Genomic DNA, 15,997 nt, shown 5'->3' on the forward strand with positions numbered 1-15,997 from the left:
GGTTTGGGAGGTTGGGTGTGTTTAGTTTGAGGGAGCGAGAGCTCTCTCGGAGGACCTTGGCAAGTGCATAGGGAGAAAGGCAAGGTGAAGCTAGGAAGGGCACACGGTGGATGCCTAGGCGCCAAGAGCCGAAGAAGGACGGGGCGAACGCCGAAATGCCACGGGGAGCCGTAAGCGGGCTGAGATCCGTGGATGTCCGAATGGGGGAACCCGCTGGCGGGAAGCGCCAGCAGCTTAAGGCCGAAAGGCGTTAAGCGGGGAACCGGGGGAAGTGAAACATCTCAGTACCCCGAGGAAGAGAAAGCAAACGCGATTCCGTGAGTAGTGGCGAGCGAAAGCGGAGGAGCCTAAACCGCATGCGTGGGAAAGGCTGCAGCCGTTGCGCATGCGGGGTAGAGGGGGCTGTTTGCGGCGAGCTGCAGGGTAGCCAGCCCGAGTGGGTGCGTAGGAGAACGGTCTGGGAAGGCCGGCCAGAGACGGTGAGAGCCCGGTATCCGAAACGCGCGCACGAGGGTGGAAACAGACCCCGAGTACTGCGGGACACGAGGAATCCCGTAGGAATCTGGGAGGACCACCTCCTAAGGCTAAATACTCCTTGGCGACCGATAGTGAACGAGTACCGTGAGGGAAAGGTGAAAAGGACCGCGGGAGCGGAGTGAAAGAGAACCTGAAACCGTGTGCCTACAAGCAGTCGGAGCACCGAAAGGTGTGACGGCGTGCCTTTTGTAGAATGAACCGGCGAGTGATGCGGGCGAGCGAGGTAAAGGCGGAGGAGCCTAAGCCGAAGCGAAAGCGAGTCTGAAGAGGGCGTGAGTTCGTCCGCATCGACCCGAAACCGGGTGATCTACCCCTGGTCAGGGTGAAGTGCGGGTAACACCGCATGGAGGCCCGAACCCACTGGCGTTGAAAAGCCAGGGGATGAACTGGGGGTAGGGGTGAAATGCCAATCGAACCCGGTGATAGCTGGTTCTCCCCGAAATAGCTTGAGGGCTAGCGTCAGGGGATGAGTTGTGGAGGTAGAGCACTGATGGGGTGCGGGGCCCGCGAGGGCTACCAAGCTTCGTCAAACTGCGAATGCCACAATGTCGAGGAACCTGGCAGTGAGACTGCGAGCGATAAGGTCCGTAGTCGAGAGGGAAACAGCCCAGACCCGCAGCTAAGGTCCCGAAGTACCGGTTGAGTGGGGAACGATGTGGCGCTGCGAAGACAACCAGGATGTTGGCTTAGAAGCAGCCATCATTGAAAGAGTGCGTAATAGCTCACTGGTCGAGTGGCGCTGCGCGGAAAATGGAACGGGGCTAAACCGGACACCGAAGCTCGGGATGGCGACATGGTAGGGGAGCGTTCCATGTGCGGGGAAGCTGAGCCGGAAGGCAAGGTGGAGCGCATGGAAGTGAGAATGCCGGTATGAGTAGCGAAAAGAGGGGTGAGAATCCCCTCCGCCGAAAGCCCAAGGTTTCCTGGGGAAGGCTCGTCCGCCCAGGGTCAGTCGGGACCTAAGGCGAGGCCGAAAGGCGTAGCCGAAGGAGAACAGGTTGACATTCCTGTACCACCGTAGGCGCTTGAGCGAAGGGGTGACGCAGGAGGACGAGGGAAGCGGCCGGATGGAAGAGGCCGTCCAAGCAGCGAGCGTGGGGTGTAGTGAAATGCGCACCCTGGAAAGCGTGAGCTGTGATGGGGAGGGAAGGACAGTACCGAAGTCCCGACGTTCACACTGCCGAGAAAAGCCTCTAGCGAGCCGAAGGTGCCCGTACCGGAAACCGACACAGGTGGGCGCGTGGAGAACACGAAGGCGCGCGGGAGAACTCTCGTTAAGGAACTCGGCAAAATGGCCCCGTAACTTCGGGAGAAGGGGCGCTCTTCCTGGAGGAAGAGCCGCAGTGAAAAGGCCCAAGCGACTGTTTAGCAAAAACACAGGTCTCTGCGAAGCCGAAAGGCGACGTATAGGGGCTGACGCCTGCCCGGTGCTGGAAGGTTAAGAGGAGGGCTTAGGGGGTGTACCCCCGAAGGTCCGAATCGAAGCCCCAGTAAACGGCGGCCGTAACTATAACGGTCCTAAGGTAGCGAAATTCCTTGTCGGGTAAGTTCCGACCCGCACGAAAGGCGTAACGACTTGGGCGCTGTCTCAACGAGAGACCCGGTGAAATTGTAGTACCTGTGAAGATGCAGGTTACCCGCGGTTAGACGGAAAGACCCCGTGGAGCTTGACTGTAGCCTGATATGGGACAACGGTGTTCCATGTACAGGATAGGTGGGAGACGGAGAAGCTTGGGCGCCAGCCTGAGTGGAGTCGGCGTTGGGATACCACCCTTGGGACACGGTTGTTCTAACCGGCCTTGTGAGGACGCGAGGCGGGACAGTGTCAGGCGGACAGTTTGACTGGGGCGGTCGCCTCCTAAAGGGTAACGGAGGCGCCCAAAGGTTCCCTCAGCGCGGATGGAAATCGCGCGGAGCGTGCAAAGGCAAAAAGGGAGCTTGACTGCGAGACGGACAGGTCGAGCAGGGACGAAAGTCGGGCTTAGTGACCCGGTGGTGCCGAGTGGAAGGGCCATCGCTCAACGGATAAAAGCTACCCCGGGGATAACAGGCTGATCTCCCCCAAGAGTTCACATCGACGGGGAGGTTTGGCACCTCGATGTCGGCTCATCGCATCCTGGGGCTGAAGTCGGTCCCAAGGGTTGGGCTGTTCGCCCATTAAAGCGGTACGCGAGCTGGGTTCAGAACGTCGTGAGACAGTTCGGTCCCTATCTGCCGCGGGCGCAGGATACGTGAGAGGGGTTGTCCCTAGTACGAGAGGACCGGGATGAACCGACCGCTGGTGTACCAGTTGTCCCGCCAGGGCACCGCTGGGTAGCCAAGTCGGGAAGGGATAAGCGCTGAAGCATCTAAGCGCGAAGCCCGCCTCAAGATGACGTATCCCATTCCGTGAAGGAAGTAAGACCCCTCGAAGACGACGAGGTAGATCGGTCTGGCGTGGAAGCGCAGTGATGCGTGGAGCGGACAGATACGAATCGGTCGAGGGCTTCACCTGAAAGGCTCCCTATGCACGGTGGCAAGGGCCAAGAAGACAGATGTGAAGCGACACTGCGAGCGAGTAAGGCGCAGAAGCGCCGGCTCGGGACGCAAGCTTCGCAGAGAAATCTGAGGCGAAGAGAGACGTGAGCGGGTACGCTTGAAAGAGCGACTCGCAACCGAGCTTCGCCGACGATACAGATGCGAAGCGACATGCGAGCGAGGAGATCTGCAGGCCGAAGGCCGAAGCCCTCCGAGCGAGCATGGAGCGAAGCAGGTCTGGTGACCATAGCGGAGGGGCAACACCCGTACCCATCCCGAACACGGACGTGAAGACCTCCAGCGCCGAGAATACTGGGGAGGGCAGCCTCCTGGGAAGGTAGGTCGTTGCCAGGCGAGTGACAAAGGTCAGGCACATCAGCCTGGCCTTTTTGTCGTTTTTGCGGATGTTTTGGATCCTTGTCCAGGACGAGATGGAAGCGAAGTGCGAAGGGCGGGAGCAGATCTGCAGGCCGAAGGCCGAAGCCCTGCTCCCGCCCTTCGCACGAAGCTTGGCACGAGCCCCATCGTGCACACGCACCGCCTTTCCTGCGTACGCTGACGTCAAGGGGCGATCCGGCGTGCGTCCGTTGACTCCTCTTCAGGAAAACACGGTGACCAACGACATCAACACGCGCGTGACGCAGGTGAACACCGCGGTGACCGTGCTGAACACCGCAATCATGCTTGTCTCCATCGGCTTATCCCTCTACGCCCTGAGGGCCGCGCGCAAGGCGTCAGAGCCGTTTGTTGACGCGGCGCTGTCGCCTTCGACTACCACCAGGGTAGGTCGGGCGCGGCGATCCCGGCGCTTGGAACGGGCACGTCCCTCGCGACAGGTGTTGAACAGCCGGACCCGGTGAGAAAGGCCCTCAACTATCGCTCCAACCCAAAAGCAGGGCCTTGCGGAATCCAACTCCGCAAGGCCTTTCAGAGTCTGCTCCCTTTATCCTCGGTGCACGAAAAATGGGAGTTTCTCCGCGCCCATGATCCGCGCATACACGAATAACTGTCCCTTGTGGTGCACTTCGTGGTCGATCATGCTGCTAAGTAGCACGTTTACCGGCAAATCCGCTCCAAACACCGCCTTCGTGTCGACGAGGCTTTCCAATTGTTCGTCCGACACGGACGCGACGTCCGCATGCGTGCGGTCGGTCAAGGACGAGATCGCCTGCAAGATCGCCTGTTTCGTGCTGAGATCGGGTCTTTCGGGCTGGTTTGTGATGCGCCCGGTCTTGGCCGCGGCCGCAAACCATGCACCTGTCGAGAGAATATGCCAGACGAGATCGCGAAACGACATCGCCCCGTCCCACGGCTTGAAGTCGAGCTTGTCCTCGGGCACCGAATCCACGAGCGGCGCGAGGACGTCTCGATGCGAGTGCCAGTGCGTAAGCACGGACTCCACTTTGCTCATGCGACATCGCTCCTTTATCGCTCCTTTTTCTTGCTTCGCTTCGAGCTTAGCACGATCGCGTCCCGCACAAAAGGCCGGGATCAGGTGAGCGAGATCGAATCTTCTTGTACAATGGGACCGAGACCCCATCTTCCGAAAGAAAGGCAGGCGCTGTATGCACCTACTGCAGGTCATCATTTACGGAATCGTGCAAGGCATCACGGAGCTATTTCCTATCTCGAGCGTCGGACATGCGGTCATTTTGCCGTACCTGTTACGTTGGACGGAGTTTTCACAATCCAACCAGTTTCTCCCTTTCGTCGTGATGCTCCACCTGGGGACAGGCCTGGCGCTTCTGATTTACTTCTTGCCGGAATGGCTCCATCTCATCGCTTCGATTTTCGACCGGCGAAGAAACGTGGAGCGGCGGATCCTGCTCCTGATCATCGTGGCGACCATCCCTGCCGCGGTTCTGGGCAAGATCTTCGAACACAAACTTCAGGAATTGTTCCCATCCGCTTTGTCCGCCTCCATTTTCCTCATTGTGAACGGAGTTGTGCTGTTCTGGGCCGACGGCATGCGCCGTAAGCGGAGGAGAACGACGACTCGCATGGAGAATCTGTCGTACGGCCGGAGCTTCCTCATCGGCATTGTTCAATCGTTCGCGCTCATCCCGGGCTTTTCGCGAAGCGGCATCACGATGGCGGCTGGCTTGGCAAGCGGGCTCGAATACGAGGATGCGGCGCGCTTCAGCTTTCTCCTCGCGACGCCAGTCATTCTCGGGGCTGGCATCCTCGAAGTGCCGAAAATGCTGCACCAACACAATCACGTGATGTTTCACGATGGGCTGATCGGTGGCTTGTGCGCAGGCGTGATGGCGCTCCTCAGCACGGCCTTTCTCATGCGCTACTTCGAGACCACCGAAGTCCGCGCCTTGCGTCCATTCGGATGGTATTGTATTGTAGTAGGCGTGGTTGTTGCCATTCTGGCGGCGCTGCACATCCAATTTTGAATTCAGAGCGAAACGCTGCGACGGCGCGAGCGGGTGAGCCAACTGCTCGCCCGCTTTTTCGACGTTTGATTCGTGATGCGAAATAGCGGTGCGATTGCGCCTCGACGTTCCTAAAGAGAGATTCTGCAGGGGTGATGGTGCGTGGCTGTGGTGCAGGCGGTTCGCGAAAAGGGGCGGATGAACCGGGACGCCGTGTGGAGCATCAGCGGTTCCCACTTTCTCAACGACTTGTCGACGACCGGGCTTGTGCCGGCGTTGACGCAGCTGTACAAGCCTCTGTTTCACCTCAACTACACGGAGATCAGCCTGATTGTGCTTGTGTCCTATATCACGTCTTCCGTGGCGCAGCCCTTGTTTGGGGCGTGGGCGGATCGAAACCCGAAGGCGTGGATGCTGCCCTTGGGGCTCTTTCTGTCCACCCTGGGCATCACGTTGACCGGCATCGCGCCCAGCTATGGCGTGCTGCTTCTCATGGTGGCTGTAAGCGGCCTGGGGTCGGGGGCGTTCCATCCAGAGGCCTCGCGCGTGGCACACCTCGCGGCGGGCCGGGCGAAGGGCCTCGCACAGGCCATTTTTCAGGTCGGCGGAAACGGCGGCCAAGCGATTGGGCCCCTCATCGTGTCGCTGTTCATTCTCTCGGCTGGTCTTCACAGCATCCTCTGGATGCTCATAGGGGTGGCGCTGGGGTTGGTGTTCACGCTGCGCTTGTATCCGTGGTACAAGGCGGCGCTTCGCGACTATGCGAAGGTGCGCAGGACCATCGAGGGCGAAAATCGGATCGGCGCCGTCGCGCTCTTGGTGGTCGTGATTGTGCTTCGCTCCTGGTGCCAAATTGGCATCGCGCAGTTCATGCCATTCTACTATGCGCACAAATTTGGGATGTCGTATCAACTGTCCGATGCCCTCATGTTCGTGTTTCTGGGGGCCGGCGCGCTGGGGACGTTCATCGGCGGCGCCCTCGCGGATCGCATGCCGAAACAGCGCATTCTGTTTCTGTCGATGCTCTTGTCCATTCCGTTCGCCTTCGGGCTGCCGTTCCTACACGGCGCGTGGGCTGCCGTGGCGCTGTTGCCGTTCGGATTCTTTATCCTCTCGTCGTTTGCGGTCACGGTAGTCTACATGCAGATGCTGTTGCCGCGCAACGTCTCGCTCGCGTCCGGGCTCACCATCGGCTTCGGCGTGGGCGCGGGCGGGATTGGCGCGACCTTCTTCGGTGTCTTGGCCGATCACGTCGGCCTCACAAGCGTCCTCTACATCCTGATGGCAGTTCCCATCGTCGGGGCGATCCTCTCCGCCTTTTTGCCCGTTGATTCGAAGAGCGGATCGTTCGCTCGCGCTTGACGGATGGACTCGCGCACCGCTCGTACAGAGCGGTGTTTTTCGTTGCTGCGGGTTATCGACAGGCTGGGGCGAGGACGGTAGGATGGAGGCGACGGGAGGTGGCCACAGTGCCAGCGCGCTTCGAACTCGACGTGCCCCGTGTCCAACGCTGAAGGCGAGGGCACAACCCTTCGCCAGGTTCCACTACACAACGGGCGGAGGGATGGGGATGAAATCTTCCTGGATGGGCGCCTTGTGTCTGGCGCTTGCAGCTTCTCTTTGGGGCGGCACGTATGTGGTGAGCAAGGCAGTGATGAATTGGGTTGATCCGTCGGCGCTCATCTGGCTGCGGTACGCGCTCGGCGCGCTCGCGCTTGGTGCGGTCGGTCTTGTACGGCGGGTGAACTGGCGAATGTCGGCGCGCCATGTTGGCACGGTGGTCGCCATCGGCCTCGTGGGCTACGCGCTCTCCATCTGGGCGCAATTCGTGGGGACCCAATGGTCGACGGCGCAGATGGGGGCGGTCATCACCTCGGGGACGCCCGCGTTTATGGTCATCTTCGCGCGCGTCCTTCTTGGCGAAGCCATCACGTGGAGGCGGGCTGCGTCGGTGATCCTCGCGACGCTCGGCGTCATCGTCATGATAGGCCTCGGCCACCAGGCGCACAGCCGGGAGGCTTGGGGTGGCCTGATTCTCCTTGTTGCGGCCGTGACCTGGGGACTTCAGTCTGTGCTGGTGAAGCGCGTGCCCTCTGAATATTCGTCCATTGTCGTCACGGCGTATGCCATGCTCGTGGCCCTGGCTGTGATGACGCCTGTCAGCTGGCCGCACATGCCGCGCCTCGAGGCCCTCCTCGGTCACACGTGGGTGTGGCTGGGGATCCTGTACCTCGGCGTGTTGTCCACGGCCGGTGCGTTTCTTCTCTGGAACGAGGGTTTGCGGCGCATGCCCGCGGGCGCAGGGGGCGTGTACTTCTTTCTGCAGCCGCTCGTGGGCACCGCGCTCGGATGGATCGTTCTGGGGGAAAATGTGACGCCCTCCTTTTGGTTCGGGTCTCTGCTCATCCTCGGGGGTGTGGCACTCGTGATCCGTGAGCCCGAATCCTCTGAAAGATCTGTGAGATGGGCGTCTTCGCTATCCAAAGACGGGTCTCAAGACTCATGACGTCCGCGGCATTCCTGCGTTATGATCCGTGCGGATCGCCATGCTGGGACCGGAGGGCGAGGCATCCCCTCCGGATGCCAAGTCCAGGAGGAGATGCATGATCACGTTTCTCCCCTTCGGCCTTATGTTCTGGGGTGCGTACACGGCTTGTTGGGTGGTGCGCGCCGCGGTGCACCGGTGGCGCCTCGAGTGGCGCGCACTGTGCGCGCACCAAGCGTTGTTTCTCTACGCGCTGTGGCTGGTGGACGCCGCGCTCTTTCCCATCCCCCTGCACGGGGTGCCGTCGTGGCCCGAGATCGACCTGTCTCCTTGGGAGACCCTGAGGAACGCGCTGAATGTGCGCACGGGCGTTTGGGAGATCTTCGCGCGCTCTCTTGCGCAGTTTGTTCCGCTCGGCGCGGCGCTCCCTGCCCTGTACGTGTCGATGCGCCGGCTGTCCCTCGTCCTCATGGTGTCGTTTTTCGCGGGGTCCGCTCTTCAGGTGGCCGGGCTCATCATCTCGGCTCGCATCGGCATCCCCTACCGGCTGTTCGAGGTCGACGACATTCTGTTCAACTGTGTGGGTGCGGCCATCGGCTTTGGATTATGGCGCGCCCAGGCGCTCATTCGCGTTCTTCGCCCGGCATCCGCTACACTGGAGGAGATGGGTGACATGCCAAGAGGGGAGCGAGGAACATGGAGCTTGGGCTCAAAGGCAAAGTCGCCGTGATCACCGGCGCCTCGAAGGGCATTGGACTGAGGACCGCGACGTTGCTCGCGATGGAGGGCGCCGATGTGGCCATCTGTGCGCGCACGGAAGCGGCTCTCGAAGAGGCCAAGCGTGCCATCGAACAGGCGTCGGGGAGGCGCGTCTTCGCCATGCCCGTTGACGTGCGCCAGGCGCAGGCGTGTGAGTCGTTCATCGACGCGGTCGCGGAAGCGTTTGGCCGGATCGACATTCTGGTGAACAACGCGGGGACCGCCAACGCGCGGGACTTTCTCACGGTGAGCGATGAAGACTGGCAGGGCGATCTCGACCTGAAGCTGTTTGCCGCCATTCGCTGTTCGCGCCGCGCGGTGCCGCACATGCAGCGACAGCGCGGGGGCGCCATCGTCAATGTCACCGCGATTGGCGGCAAGACGCCTGGGCCGTCGTCGCTGCCGTCGTCTGTCTCGCGTGCCGCCGGGATCGCGCTCACCAAGGCCATGAGCAAGGACCTCGGCAAGCACGGGATCCGCGTGAACGCGGTGTGCATCGGGCAGATTCGAAGCGATCAGATTGAGAAGATGTGGAAGGCGCAGCGGCCGGACCTGACCTGGGAGGAGTTTTCGCGGCTCCCGGAGCACAACATTCCGCTGGGGCGCATCGGCGACACGGACGAAGCCGCGCGGGTCATCGCGTTTCTCGCTTCTGACGCGGCGTCGTACGTCACGGGCGTCGCTCTGAACATCGACGGCGGGCTCGCGGCGATGTGGTGAGGCAGGCCATGTGACAGGCGGCTGTGAAGCGCATCGGGCATGTGCACCGCACGCGCCAGTGTGCGGACGCGTGGGCGCATGCTCGTTCATCCGCGTTGCTGGCGGAGCCACGCACCGATGCGCCGCGCAGCCTCCCTGAGCACGGGGATGTCGTGGACAAACGCCATGCGGACATGCCCCTCGCCGCGGGACCCGAATGCGGTGCCTGGGGTGACCGCCACGCCGGTCTCTTTCAGCAGCGCGAGCGCGAACGGGTAGGAAGGCTGCCCGCCCGGCGTTTGGGCCCACAGGAACATCGTGGCCGCCGGTTTGCGCACAGGCCAGCCGGCTTCGGCGAGCGCTTCACAGAGCGCATCGCGCCGCTCCGCGTATACGGCTCGCTGATGCTCGTAGCCGTCCCACGGCGTCGTGAGTGCCGCGATGGCCGCGCGCTGCACGGGCAGAAACACGCCGAAGTCGATATGCGACTTCAGTTTGCGCAGCGCGGCGAGCGCGTCCGGGCGCCCGACGGCGTACGCGATGCGTGCGCCCGCGAGATTGTAAGTTTTCGAGAGCGAGTTGAACTCAATGGCTACTTCTTTGGCGCCCGGGATCGAAAGGATGCTGATGGGCTGAACCCCGTCGAACACGAGCTCCGAATAGGCGAAGTCGTGCACGAGCAGCAGGTCGTGCTGCTTCGCCAGCGCCACGGCCCGCTCGAGCGTGCCTCTCGTCGCCATCGCGGCCGTTGGATTGGACGGGAAGTTGAGGATCATCATCTTCGCCTGTCGCCACACCTCGGCTGGGATGGCGTCGAAGCGGGGCTGGAGCGTCTCGGCATCCACCGGGATGGGCTCCACTTGTGCGCCCGCGAGCCGAACCCCTGCGTCGTAGATGGGATACCCAGGATCGGGGATGAGCGCCACGTCGCCCGGATTGAGAAAGGTGAGCGCCAAGTGGCTCAGTCCGTCCTGCGATCCGGCGAGCTGCAGGACCTCCCGCTCGGGGTCCAGGGTCACGCCGTACCGCTCGTAGAAGCGGGCCACGGCCTCGTGGAACTCCGGCAGCGCCGTGATGGCGTACCGATATTCTCGCGGATCCCGCGCGGCGCGAATCAGGGCCTCGACGGCGTGCGGCGGCGGAGGGAGATCGGGCGAACCGACGCTGAGATCGATCACGTCGAGTCCCTTTTTGCGGCGCTCGTGGGCCGCGATGGCAAGCTCTTGGAACACGCCGTCTGGAAGTTGGTTGAGTCGATCCGATGGTGTCATGCTATCGTCCTCGCTCGTCGTTTGCAGATTCTCTTTCAGGATACACGCATTCAAAGGAGTGGAATAGTCGCCGATGCGAAAAATCGCGTTCCTCGCCTCCCACAACGGATCCGGCATGCGCTACCTGCTTGCGGCCCGGGCGCGCCACGAAATCGAGTTTGATCCGGTACTCGTGGTGAGCAACAATCCAGGCAGTGAGGCGCTCGCGTATGCGCGCGAGATGGGCATCCCGACCGCTATCCTCAACGAGAAGCGCTGCGGCGGCCAAGGGGAGGCGGATGAGGCGCTGTGCGAGGCACTGCGCGCCCACGGCGCGGAATGGGTGATCCTCTCCGGCTACATGAAGCGCATCGGACCTGCGACGCTCTCCGCCTACCGAAACCGCATCCTCAACATTCATCCGAGTTTGCTTCCGAAGTTCGGAGGGCCCGGCATGTACGGCATGCGCGTGCACGAGGCCGTGATCGCGAGCGGCGAATCGGTCACTGGCGCGACCGTCCATCTCGTGGATCACGAGTACGATCACGGCCCGGTGCTGGCGCAGGTCGAGGTCCCCGTTCTCCCGGGCGACACGCCCGAACGTCTGCGGGCGCGCGTCCTGGAGGTGGAAGGCCCCCTGTACCTACAGGTGCTCAAGAAGTTGGAGCGGGGCGAGATCGATCTGGATGCTTTTGGTGCGACCGCGTCCCTGTGATACGATGGTGAACGAAGGGGAGGCGACGACATGCTCGCGGTCATCATGAAGCAGTTCGGCGGGCCGGAGGTGCTCGAAATCGGCGAGGTGGAGACGCCAAAGCCCGGCCCCGGCGAGGTGCTGGTGCGCGTTCGAGCGACTGCTCTGAATCGCGCGGATCTTCTGCAGCGGCGCGGCCTTTACCCGCCTCCGCCGGGGGCGTCGGACATCCTGGGCCTCGAAATGGCGGGGGACGTGGAGGTGCTCGGCCCAGGCGTGACCTCGGTCCGCGAGGGCGATCGCGTCGCGGCGCTCTTGCCCGGCGGCGGCTACGCGCAGTACGCCGTGGTGCCGGCTGGCATGCTGATTCGGCTGCCTGACAACCTCTCGTACGAACAAGGCGCGGCCATCCCAGAGACCTTTCTCACCGCTTATCTGAACCTGTTCGTGCTCGGACGCCTGAGCCCAGGGGAGACGGTCCTCGTGCACGCGGGGGCGAGTGGCGTCGGCACGTCGGCGATTCAACTCATCCGCCTCGCGGGGGCGCATAGCATTGTCACGGCGGGTAGCGCCGACAAAATCGCCAAGTGCCTCGAGCTCGGCGCCAAGGCGGGATGGAATTACCACGACGGATCGTTCGTCGACTTTGTGCGCCGGGAGACAGATGGTCGCGGCGCCGACATCATCTTCGATTTCGTAGGGGCGCCTTACTTCCACGACAACCTGCGCGCGCTGGCCGTCGATGGGCGGCTCGTGGTCATCGGCACGATGGGCGGCACGAAGGTCGACGGGTTTGATCTCGGCCTTATCCTCGCGAAGCGGCAGCAGATCATCGGGACCGCTCTCCGCTCCCGCAGCTTGGAGGCGAAGATCGAGCTCACAGCAGCGTTTGTGGCGTTCGCCTACGACGCGCTGGCCAAAGGCGAGATCGCGCCGGTCATCGACCGGGTGTACGACTGGCGCGACGTCCGCGCCGCGCACGAACGAATGGAGGCCAATCAGAACATCGGAAAAATTGTCCTCAGGGTGACGGAATGACGAAAGAGCCTCGCCCTGACGGCACTCTTCGGGCCTGACGCGGTGTCCCGTGTCAGGCCTGAATTTGTTTGCGTTGATGCGCGCCACGCGCGTATGTATCTTGTTCGACAGAAAGCGATTACAACTGTCGAAGGAGGGCGTAACGTGGCGACCCAGGTAGCAGTACAACCGATTGCGTCGAGCGGCCGAGCTCGGGCGGCGATGCAAAAGTTCGGTGGTTTTCTGGCGGGCATGGTCATGCCTAATATTCCCGCGTTCATCGCGTGGGGGCTCATCACCGCGTTTTTCATTCCCACGGGTTGGACCCCGAACGCGAAGCTTGATCAACTGGTTTCTCCCATGGTCTCATTCCTCATTCCGGTTCTCATTGGCTTCACCGGAGGGCGTCTCGTGCACGGGATCCGCGGGGGCGTCGTCGGCGCCATCGCCACGGCCGGAGTGGCCATCGGCGCGTCTCAGCCGATGTTCATCGGTGCGATGATCATGGGTCCCCTCGGCGGCTACCTGATCAAGCAGTTCGATCGCGCCGTGGAAGGGCGCATCCGCGCCGGATTTGAGATGCTGGTCAACACGTTTTCCGCAGGCATTCTGGGCGGTGCGCTCGCGATCCTCGGCTTTCTGGCCGTGCAACCCATTATGGATCGCGTGTCGGCCTGGTTGGGCGCGGCGGCCGTGTGGGTGACCAACGCGCATCTTCTGCCGCTCATCGCCATCTTTATCGAGCCGGGCAAGGTCCTGTTTTTGAACAACGCCATCAACCACGGTATCCTTGAACCCATCGGCGTCGAGCAGGCCAAGGAGACCGGGAAGTCCATCTTCTTCCTTCTCGAGACCGATCCAGGGCCGGGCCTCGGCCTGCTCATGGCCTACTGGGCGTTTGCGAAGGGGGCCATCCGGCAGTCGGCGCCTGGCGCAATTCTGATTCAGTTCTTCGGCGGCATTCACGAGGTGTACTTCCCGTACGTGCTGATGCGGCCCATTCTGGTGCTTGCCGTGATCTTGGGCGGGATGGCGGCGGACACGACCTTCATGGTCCTGCACGCCGGCCTTGTGGCGACGCCGTCGCCCGGCAGCATCTTCGCCGAGATTGCCATGACGCCGAAAGGCGGCTACGTACCCGTGTTGTCGGGCATCTTTGTGGGCGCGCTCGTCTCATTCCTGGTGGCTTCCTTCTTCATCCGCCGGTCTCGAGACGAGATGGACGAGAGCACCTTGGCGTTCGCCCAGGCCGTGGTGCAGGACATGAAGTCTCAGTCCAAGTTTGCACCGTCCGCGCAGCCCACGGCGCAGGCTGTGGCGGAAGAAGCGGCGCTCGCAGGAGTCCCGCAGGCCGTGTATTTCGCGTGTGAAGCCGGCATGGGATCGAGCGCAATGGGCGCGTCGATTCTGAAGAAGCGGCTGCAGGAGGCTGGCTACGACATCCCTGTGCATCACGTGCCGGTGAACCAGTTGCCGCCCACGGCCGAGGTGGTGTTCACGCAGGCGAGTTTCGAGACGCGGGCGCGGCAGGTCGCGCCAAACGCGAAGATTTATTTGGTACAAAACTTCTTGAACAAGGCGACGTACGATCAGTTGATTGAGGACCTGAACCGTCTGAAGGGATGAGGCATGGCGAACGAACTGACGGATCGCCAAAAGCTCCTGCTCCTCGAACTGGTGCGGCACTCGGAAGGCGTGGATCCTTCCGAGGTCGCGCGCCGTTTGGACGTCAGCCGCCGCACGCTGCAGCGGGATCTGCGCGCCGTCGCTGGCTGGCTGCGCCCAATTCGGGCGCGGATCGAAAGCCAGGGAGGGCGGTTGTGCCTCCTGGCTTCGCCGCAGGAGTTGGAGCGCATTGAAGCGGCGCTGGGCTCAGTGAACGCGCGGACGGCGGCGATCACGCCGCGGCAGCGCGCTGCGCTTCTGGCCCTGTGGCTTCTTGCGGAGCCGGGGCCGCTCAAACTCGCCTATCTAGGCAAGGTCCTCGACGCCGCGCCCGCGAGCTTGAGCGGCGATTTGAACGATCTCGCCCCATGGCTGCGCGCTCGTCACCTGACGCTCGTGCGCAGGCAGGGTTTCGGCGTATTGATCGAAGGGAGCGAAGTGGCCAGGCGCGAAACCATGGCTGACATCGTCTACGAGCAGATTTCTCCGTATCAACTGGCTCGCATGACCACGCGAGAAGGCGATCTCAGCCATCCCGTCGCGCGCTGGCTCGTTGAATTTGTCCAAGAGCCGGTGCTCACGGCCGTCGCGGACGCCGTGGAGGCGGTGTTGGGCGCCGCGGAGCCGCCGGTAGAGGAGGCGGATCGGTTTGAGGTCTGGCTGTACGCGGTGATCCAATGCCTGCGGGTCGCCAGACGAGGGCTGGTGCGCGGAACGGATCTGGACGAGAGCGCAAGGCCTGGCGATGTTGCGCTCGCGAAGGAACTCTTGTCGAGTGTGGCGAAGGCGACTGGCCTTCCGGCCGTCTCGACCGAACCGGAGATCCGGTATATGGCCAGGCACCTCGCCGGCCTCCGCGTGCGCCTGGATGACGATTTCCGGCTGCTTCCGTCCAACGTGACCGCGCTCGATCTCGCCCATCGGTTCGTGCGCGCGGTCGAGGACATCACGCGGCTGCCGTTTGCGTCGGACCATCTGCTGGTGAGTGGGCTCGCGCAGCACCTCGCGCCTGTGCTCGATCGCGTCCGTGCTGGCCTGCCGATTCGAAATCCGCTGCTGGAGGAGGTCAAGGCCCGGTATCCGGATCTCTTTTCCGCGGCGGAATCGGCAGCGCACGAGGTGTTCGCCGCGCATGGGCTTCGGCTGCCGGATGAGGAAATCGGCTTTCTCGTCATGCACCTTGGGGCCTCCCGGGAGCGGCGATGGGCGGAGGAGAAGTGGCGCGCCGTCATTGTCTGCCCTCACGGGCTCAGCTCTGCGAGGCTTCTTGCGAGCCGTGTGCGCAAGGAGCTGCCCGAGATCTCGGTGCAGGAGGTGGCGTCGGCGAAATCCGCTGCGCACGTGAACGCCGATCTCATCCTGTCCACCGTTTCGCTGCCGGAGTCAGGCGTGCCTGCGGTGGTCGTGTCGCCATTTCTCACGGAGGAGGACCTCCGCGCGATTCGGCTAGCGCTTGCCAAGATGGAGCGGCCTGCGCGCACCTCGTTCAAGCCGGGAGAGACACTGACGGGCACATCCAAGTGGGCCTCGCGGCTCGCTTCTTTGGCCAGGACAGCCGCGATTCGAGCGGAGACCGTGGGCGAGGTCATTCGGCTCGTCGGGCTCGATCTCGTCCGACAAGGGCGCGCTTCCGACGCCGAATCGATTGCGGAGGCCATCGAGCGCAGGGAGCGGTTGGGGAGCGTCGTACTGCCGGATCGGCAGCTTGCTGTGTTGCATGCGAGGACCGACGGGATCGACGGCCCGTTTGTCGGCGTCTACCGCTTGGAGCGGCCAATATGGATGCGGGGAGTGGCGGAGGACGAGCCCGTGTCGGTCTTCCTGGTGCTGCTCGCCCCGGTGCACGAGGACCCAGTTGTCATCGACGGCCTCGGCCGCATCTCGGCGGCCTTGGTCGAATCGGAGACGCTGGCGGAGGCGCTGAAAAGCGCCGACGAAGAGGAAATTCGGCGGCGTCTGTACGACGCGATGGTTCGCCAAGGGGAGTGAATGA

At 62.8% G+C, this 15,997-nt stretch carries 12 protein-coding genes and 2 rRNA genes; 12 read left to right on the forward strand and 2 right to left on the reverse strand.

What is annotated here, in order from left to right:
- The first annotated feature begins 83 nt into the window (after positions 1-83).
- The 3 genes from TC41_RS01225 to TC41_RS01235 all read left to right on the forward strand — a co-directional run bounded on the left by TC41_RS01225 (position 84) and on the right by TC41_RS01235 (position 3,914).
- Positions 84-3,031, forward strand: a 23S ribosomal RNA gene (locus TC41_RS01225).
- A gap of 259 nt (positions 3,032-3,290) precedes the next feature.
- Positions 3,291-3,408, forward strand: a 5S ribosomal RNA gene (rrf, locus tag TC41_RS01230).
- 2 nt (positions 3,409-3,410) lie between these two features.
- Positions 3,411-3,914 (forward strand): hypothetical protein, encoded by a 504-nt coding sequence (locus TC41_RS01235; RefSeq protein ID WP_014463161.1) that lies wholly within the window; start codon positions 3,411-3,413, stop codon positions 3,912-3,914.
- Positions 3,915-3,997: 83 nt separating this feature from the next.
- Here the strand turns inward: TC41_RS01235 and TC41_RS01240 are convergent, their stop codons facing one another.
- Positions 3,998-4,465 (reverse strand): DinB family protein, encoded by a 468-nt coding sequence (locus tag TC41_RS01240; protein ID WP_014463162.1) that lies wholly within the window; start codon positions 4,463-4,465, stop codon positions 3,998-4,000.
- Between the two features lie 154 nt (positions 4,466-4,619).
- Between TC41_RS01240 and TC41_RS01245 the strand changes: the two genes are divergently transcribed.
- The 5 genes from TC41_RS01245 to TC41_RS01265 all read left to right on the forward strand — a co-directional run bounded on the left by TC41_RS01245 (position 4,620) and on the right by TC41_RS01265 (position 9,399).
- Positions 4,620-5,456, forward strand: coding sequence for an undecaprenyl-diphosphate phosphatase (locus TC41_RS01245; RefSeq protein WP_014463163.1), 837 nt, complete (start codon positions 4,620-4,622; stop codon positions 5,454-5,456).
- A 141-nt stretch (positions 5,457-5,597) separates the two neighbouring features.
- A complete protein-coding gene (locus TC41_RS01250) occupies positions 5,598-6,797 on the forward strand; it encodes an MFS transporter (RefSeq protein WP_014463164.1) in 1,200 nt (399 codons plus the stop codon).
- A gap of 208 nt (positions 6,798-7,005) precedes the next feature.
- Positions 7,006-7,941, forward strand: coding sequence for a DMT family transporter (locus tag TC41_RS01255; protein WP_041694858.1), 936 nt, complete (start codon positions 7,006-7,008; stop codon positions 7,939-7,941).
- 97 nt (positions 7,942-8,038) lie between these two features.
- On the forward strand, positions 8,039-8,650 hold the full coding sequence (locus TC41_RS01260) for a VanZ family protein (RefSeq protein ID WP_014463166.1): 612 nt from the start codon (positions 8,039-8,041) through the stop codon (positions 8,648-8,650).
- Positions 8,617-9,399, forward strand: a complete 783-nt coding sequence (locus tag TC41_RS01265; protein WP_014463167.1) for an SDR family NAD(P)-dependent oxidoreductase — start codon at positions 8,617-8,619, stop codon at positions 9,397-9,399. The genes TC41_RS01260 and TC41_RS01265 overlap by 34 nt, the downstream gene beginning before the upstream one ends.
- An 86-nt stretch (positions 9,400-9,485) precedes the next feature.
- Here TC41_RS01265 and TC41_RS01270 read toward each other — a convergent pair whose 3' ends face one another.
- Complete coding sequence (locus TC41_RS01270) at positions 9,486-10,649, reverse strand: aminotransferase class I/II-fold pyridoxal phosphate-dependent enzyme (protein ID WP_041694859.1); 1,164 nt, start codon at positions 10,647-10,649, stop codon at positions 9,486-9,488.
- Positions 10,650-10,722: 73 nt separating this feature from the next.
- On the opposite strand from TC41_RS01270, the gene purN reads away from it, so the two are divergent.
- The 4 genes from purN (at position 10,723) to TC41_RS01290 (ending at position 15,993) form a co-directional block, all read left to right on the forward strand.
- Positions 10,723-11,343, forward strand: a complete 621-nt coding sequence (gene purN / locus TC41_RS01275; RefSeq protein WP_041694860.1) for a phosphoribosylglycinamide formyltransferase — start codon at positions 10,723-10,725, stop codon at positions 11,341-11,343.
- A 30-nt stretch (positions 11,344-11,373) separates the two neighbouring features.
- The gene (locus tag TC41_RS01280; protein ID WP_014463170.1) at positions 11,374-12,360 is read left to right on the forward strand and encodes an NAD(P)H-quinone oxidoreductase; all 987 of its coding nucleotides are present in this window, start codon (positions 11,374-11,376) and stop codon (positions 12,358-12,360) included.
- Positions 12,361-12,504: 144 nt separating this feature from the next.
- Positions 12,505-13,965: a PTS mannitol transporter subunit IICB gene (locus TC41_RS01285; protein WP_081462221.1), complete on the forward strand. Its 1,461-nt coding sequence runs from the start codon at positions 12,505-12,507 to the stop codon at positions 13,963-13,965.
- A gap of 3 nt (positions 13,966-13,968) precedes the next feature.
- Positions 13,969-15,993 carry a BglG family transcription antiterminator gene (locus TC41_RS01290; protein ID WP_014463172.1) on the forward strand — a complete coding sequence of 675 codons (2,025 nt, stop codon included), beginning with the start codon at positions 13,969-13,971 and terminating at the stop codon, positions 15,991-15,993.
- Positions 15,994-15,997: the final 4 nt, after the last annotated feature.

Origin of the sequence: Alicyclobacillus acidocaldarius subsp. acidocaldarius Tc-4-1 (assembly GCF_000219875.1) — a bacterium.
Lineage (GTDB): Bacteria > Bacillota > Bacilli > Alicyclobacillales > Alicyclobacillaceae > Alicyclobacillus > Alicyclobacillus acidocaldarius_A.

Coding starts and splice junctions, on each gene's coding strand:
- TC41_RS01245 (WP_014463163.1), top strand. CDS start 4,620: ATGCACCTACTGCAGGTCATCATTTACGGAATCGTGCAAGGCATCACG.
- purN (WP_041694860.1), top strand. CDS start 10,723: ATGCGAAAAATCGCGTTCCTCGCCTCCCACAACGGATCCGGCATGCGC.
- TC41_RS01255 (WP_041694858.1), top strand. CDS start 7,006: ATGAAATCTTCCTGGATGGGCGCCTTGTGTCTGGCGCTTGCAGCTTCT.
- TC41_RS01270 (WP_041694859.1), bottom strand. CDS start 10,649: ATGACACCATCGGATCGACTCAACCAACTTCCAGACGGCGTGTTCCAA.
- TC41_RS01280 (WP_014463170.1), top strand. CDS start 11,374: ATGCTCGCGGTCATCATGAAGCAGTTCGGCGGGCCGGAGGTGCTCGAA.
- TC41_RS01290 (WP_014463172.1), top strand. CDS start 13,969: ATGGCGAACGAACTGACGGATCGCCAAAAGCTCCTGCTCCTCGAACTG.
- TC41_RS01260 (WP_014463166.1), top strand. CDS start 8,039: ATGATCACGTTTCTCCCCTTCGGCCTTATGTTCTGGGGTGCGTACACG.
- TC41_RS01240 (WP_014463162.1), bottom strand. CDS start 4,465: ATGAGCAAAGTGGAGTCCGTGCTTACGCACTGGCACTCGCATCGAGAC.
- TC41_RS01265 (WP_014463167.1), top strand. CDS start 8,617: ATGGAGCTTGGGCTCAAAGGCAAAGTCGCCGTGATCACCGGCGCCTCG.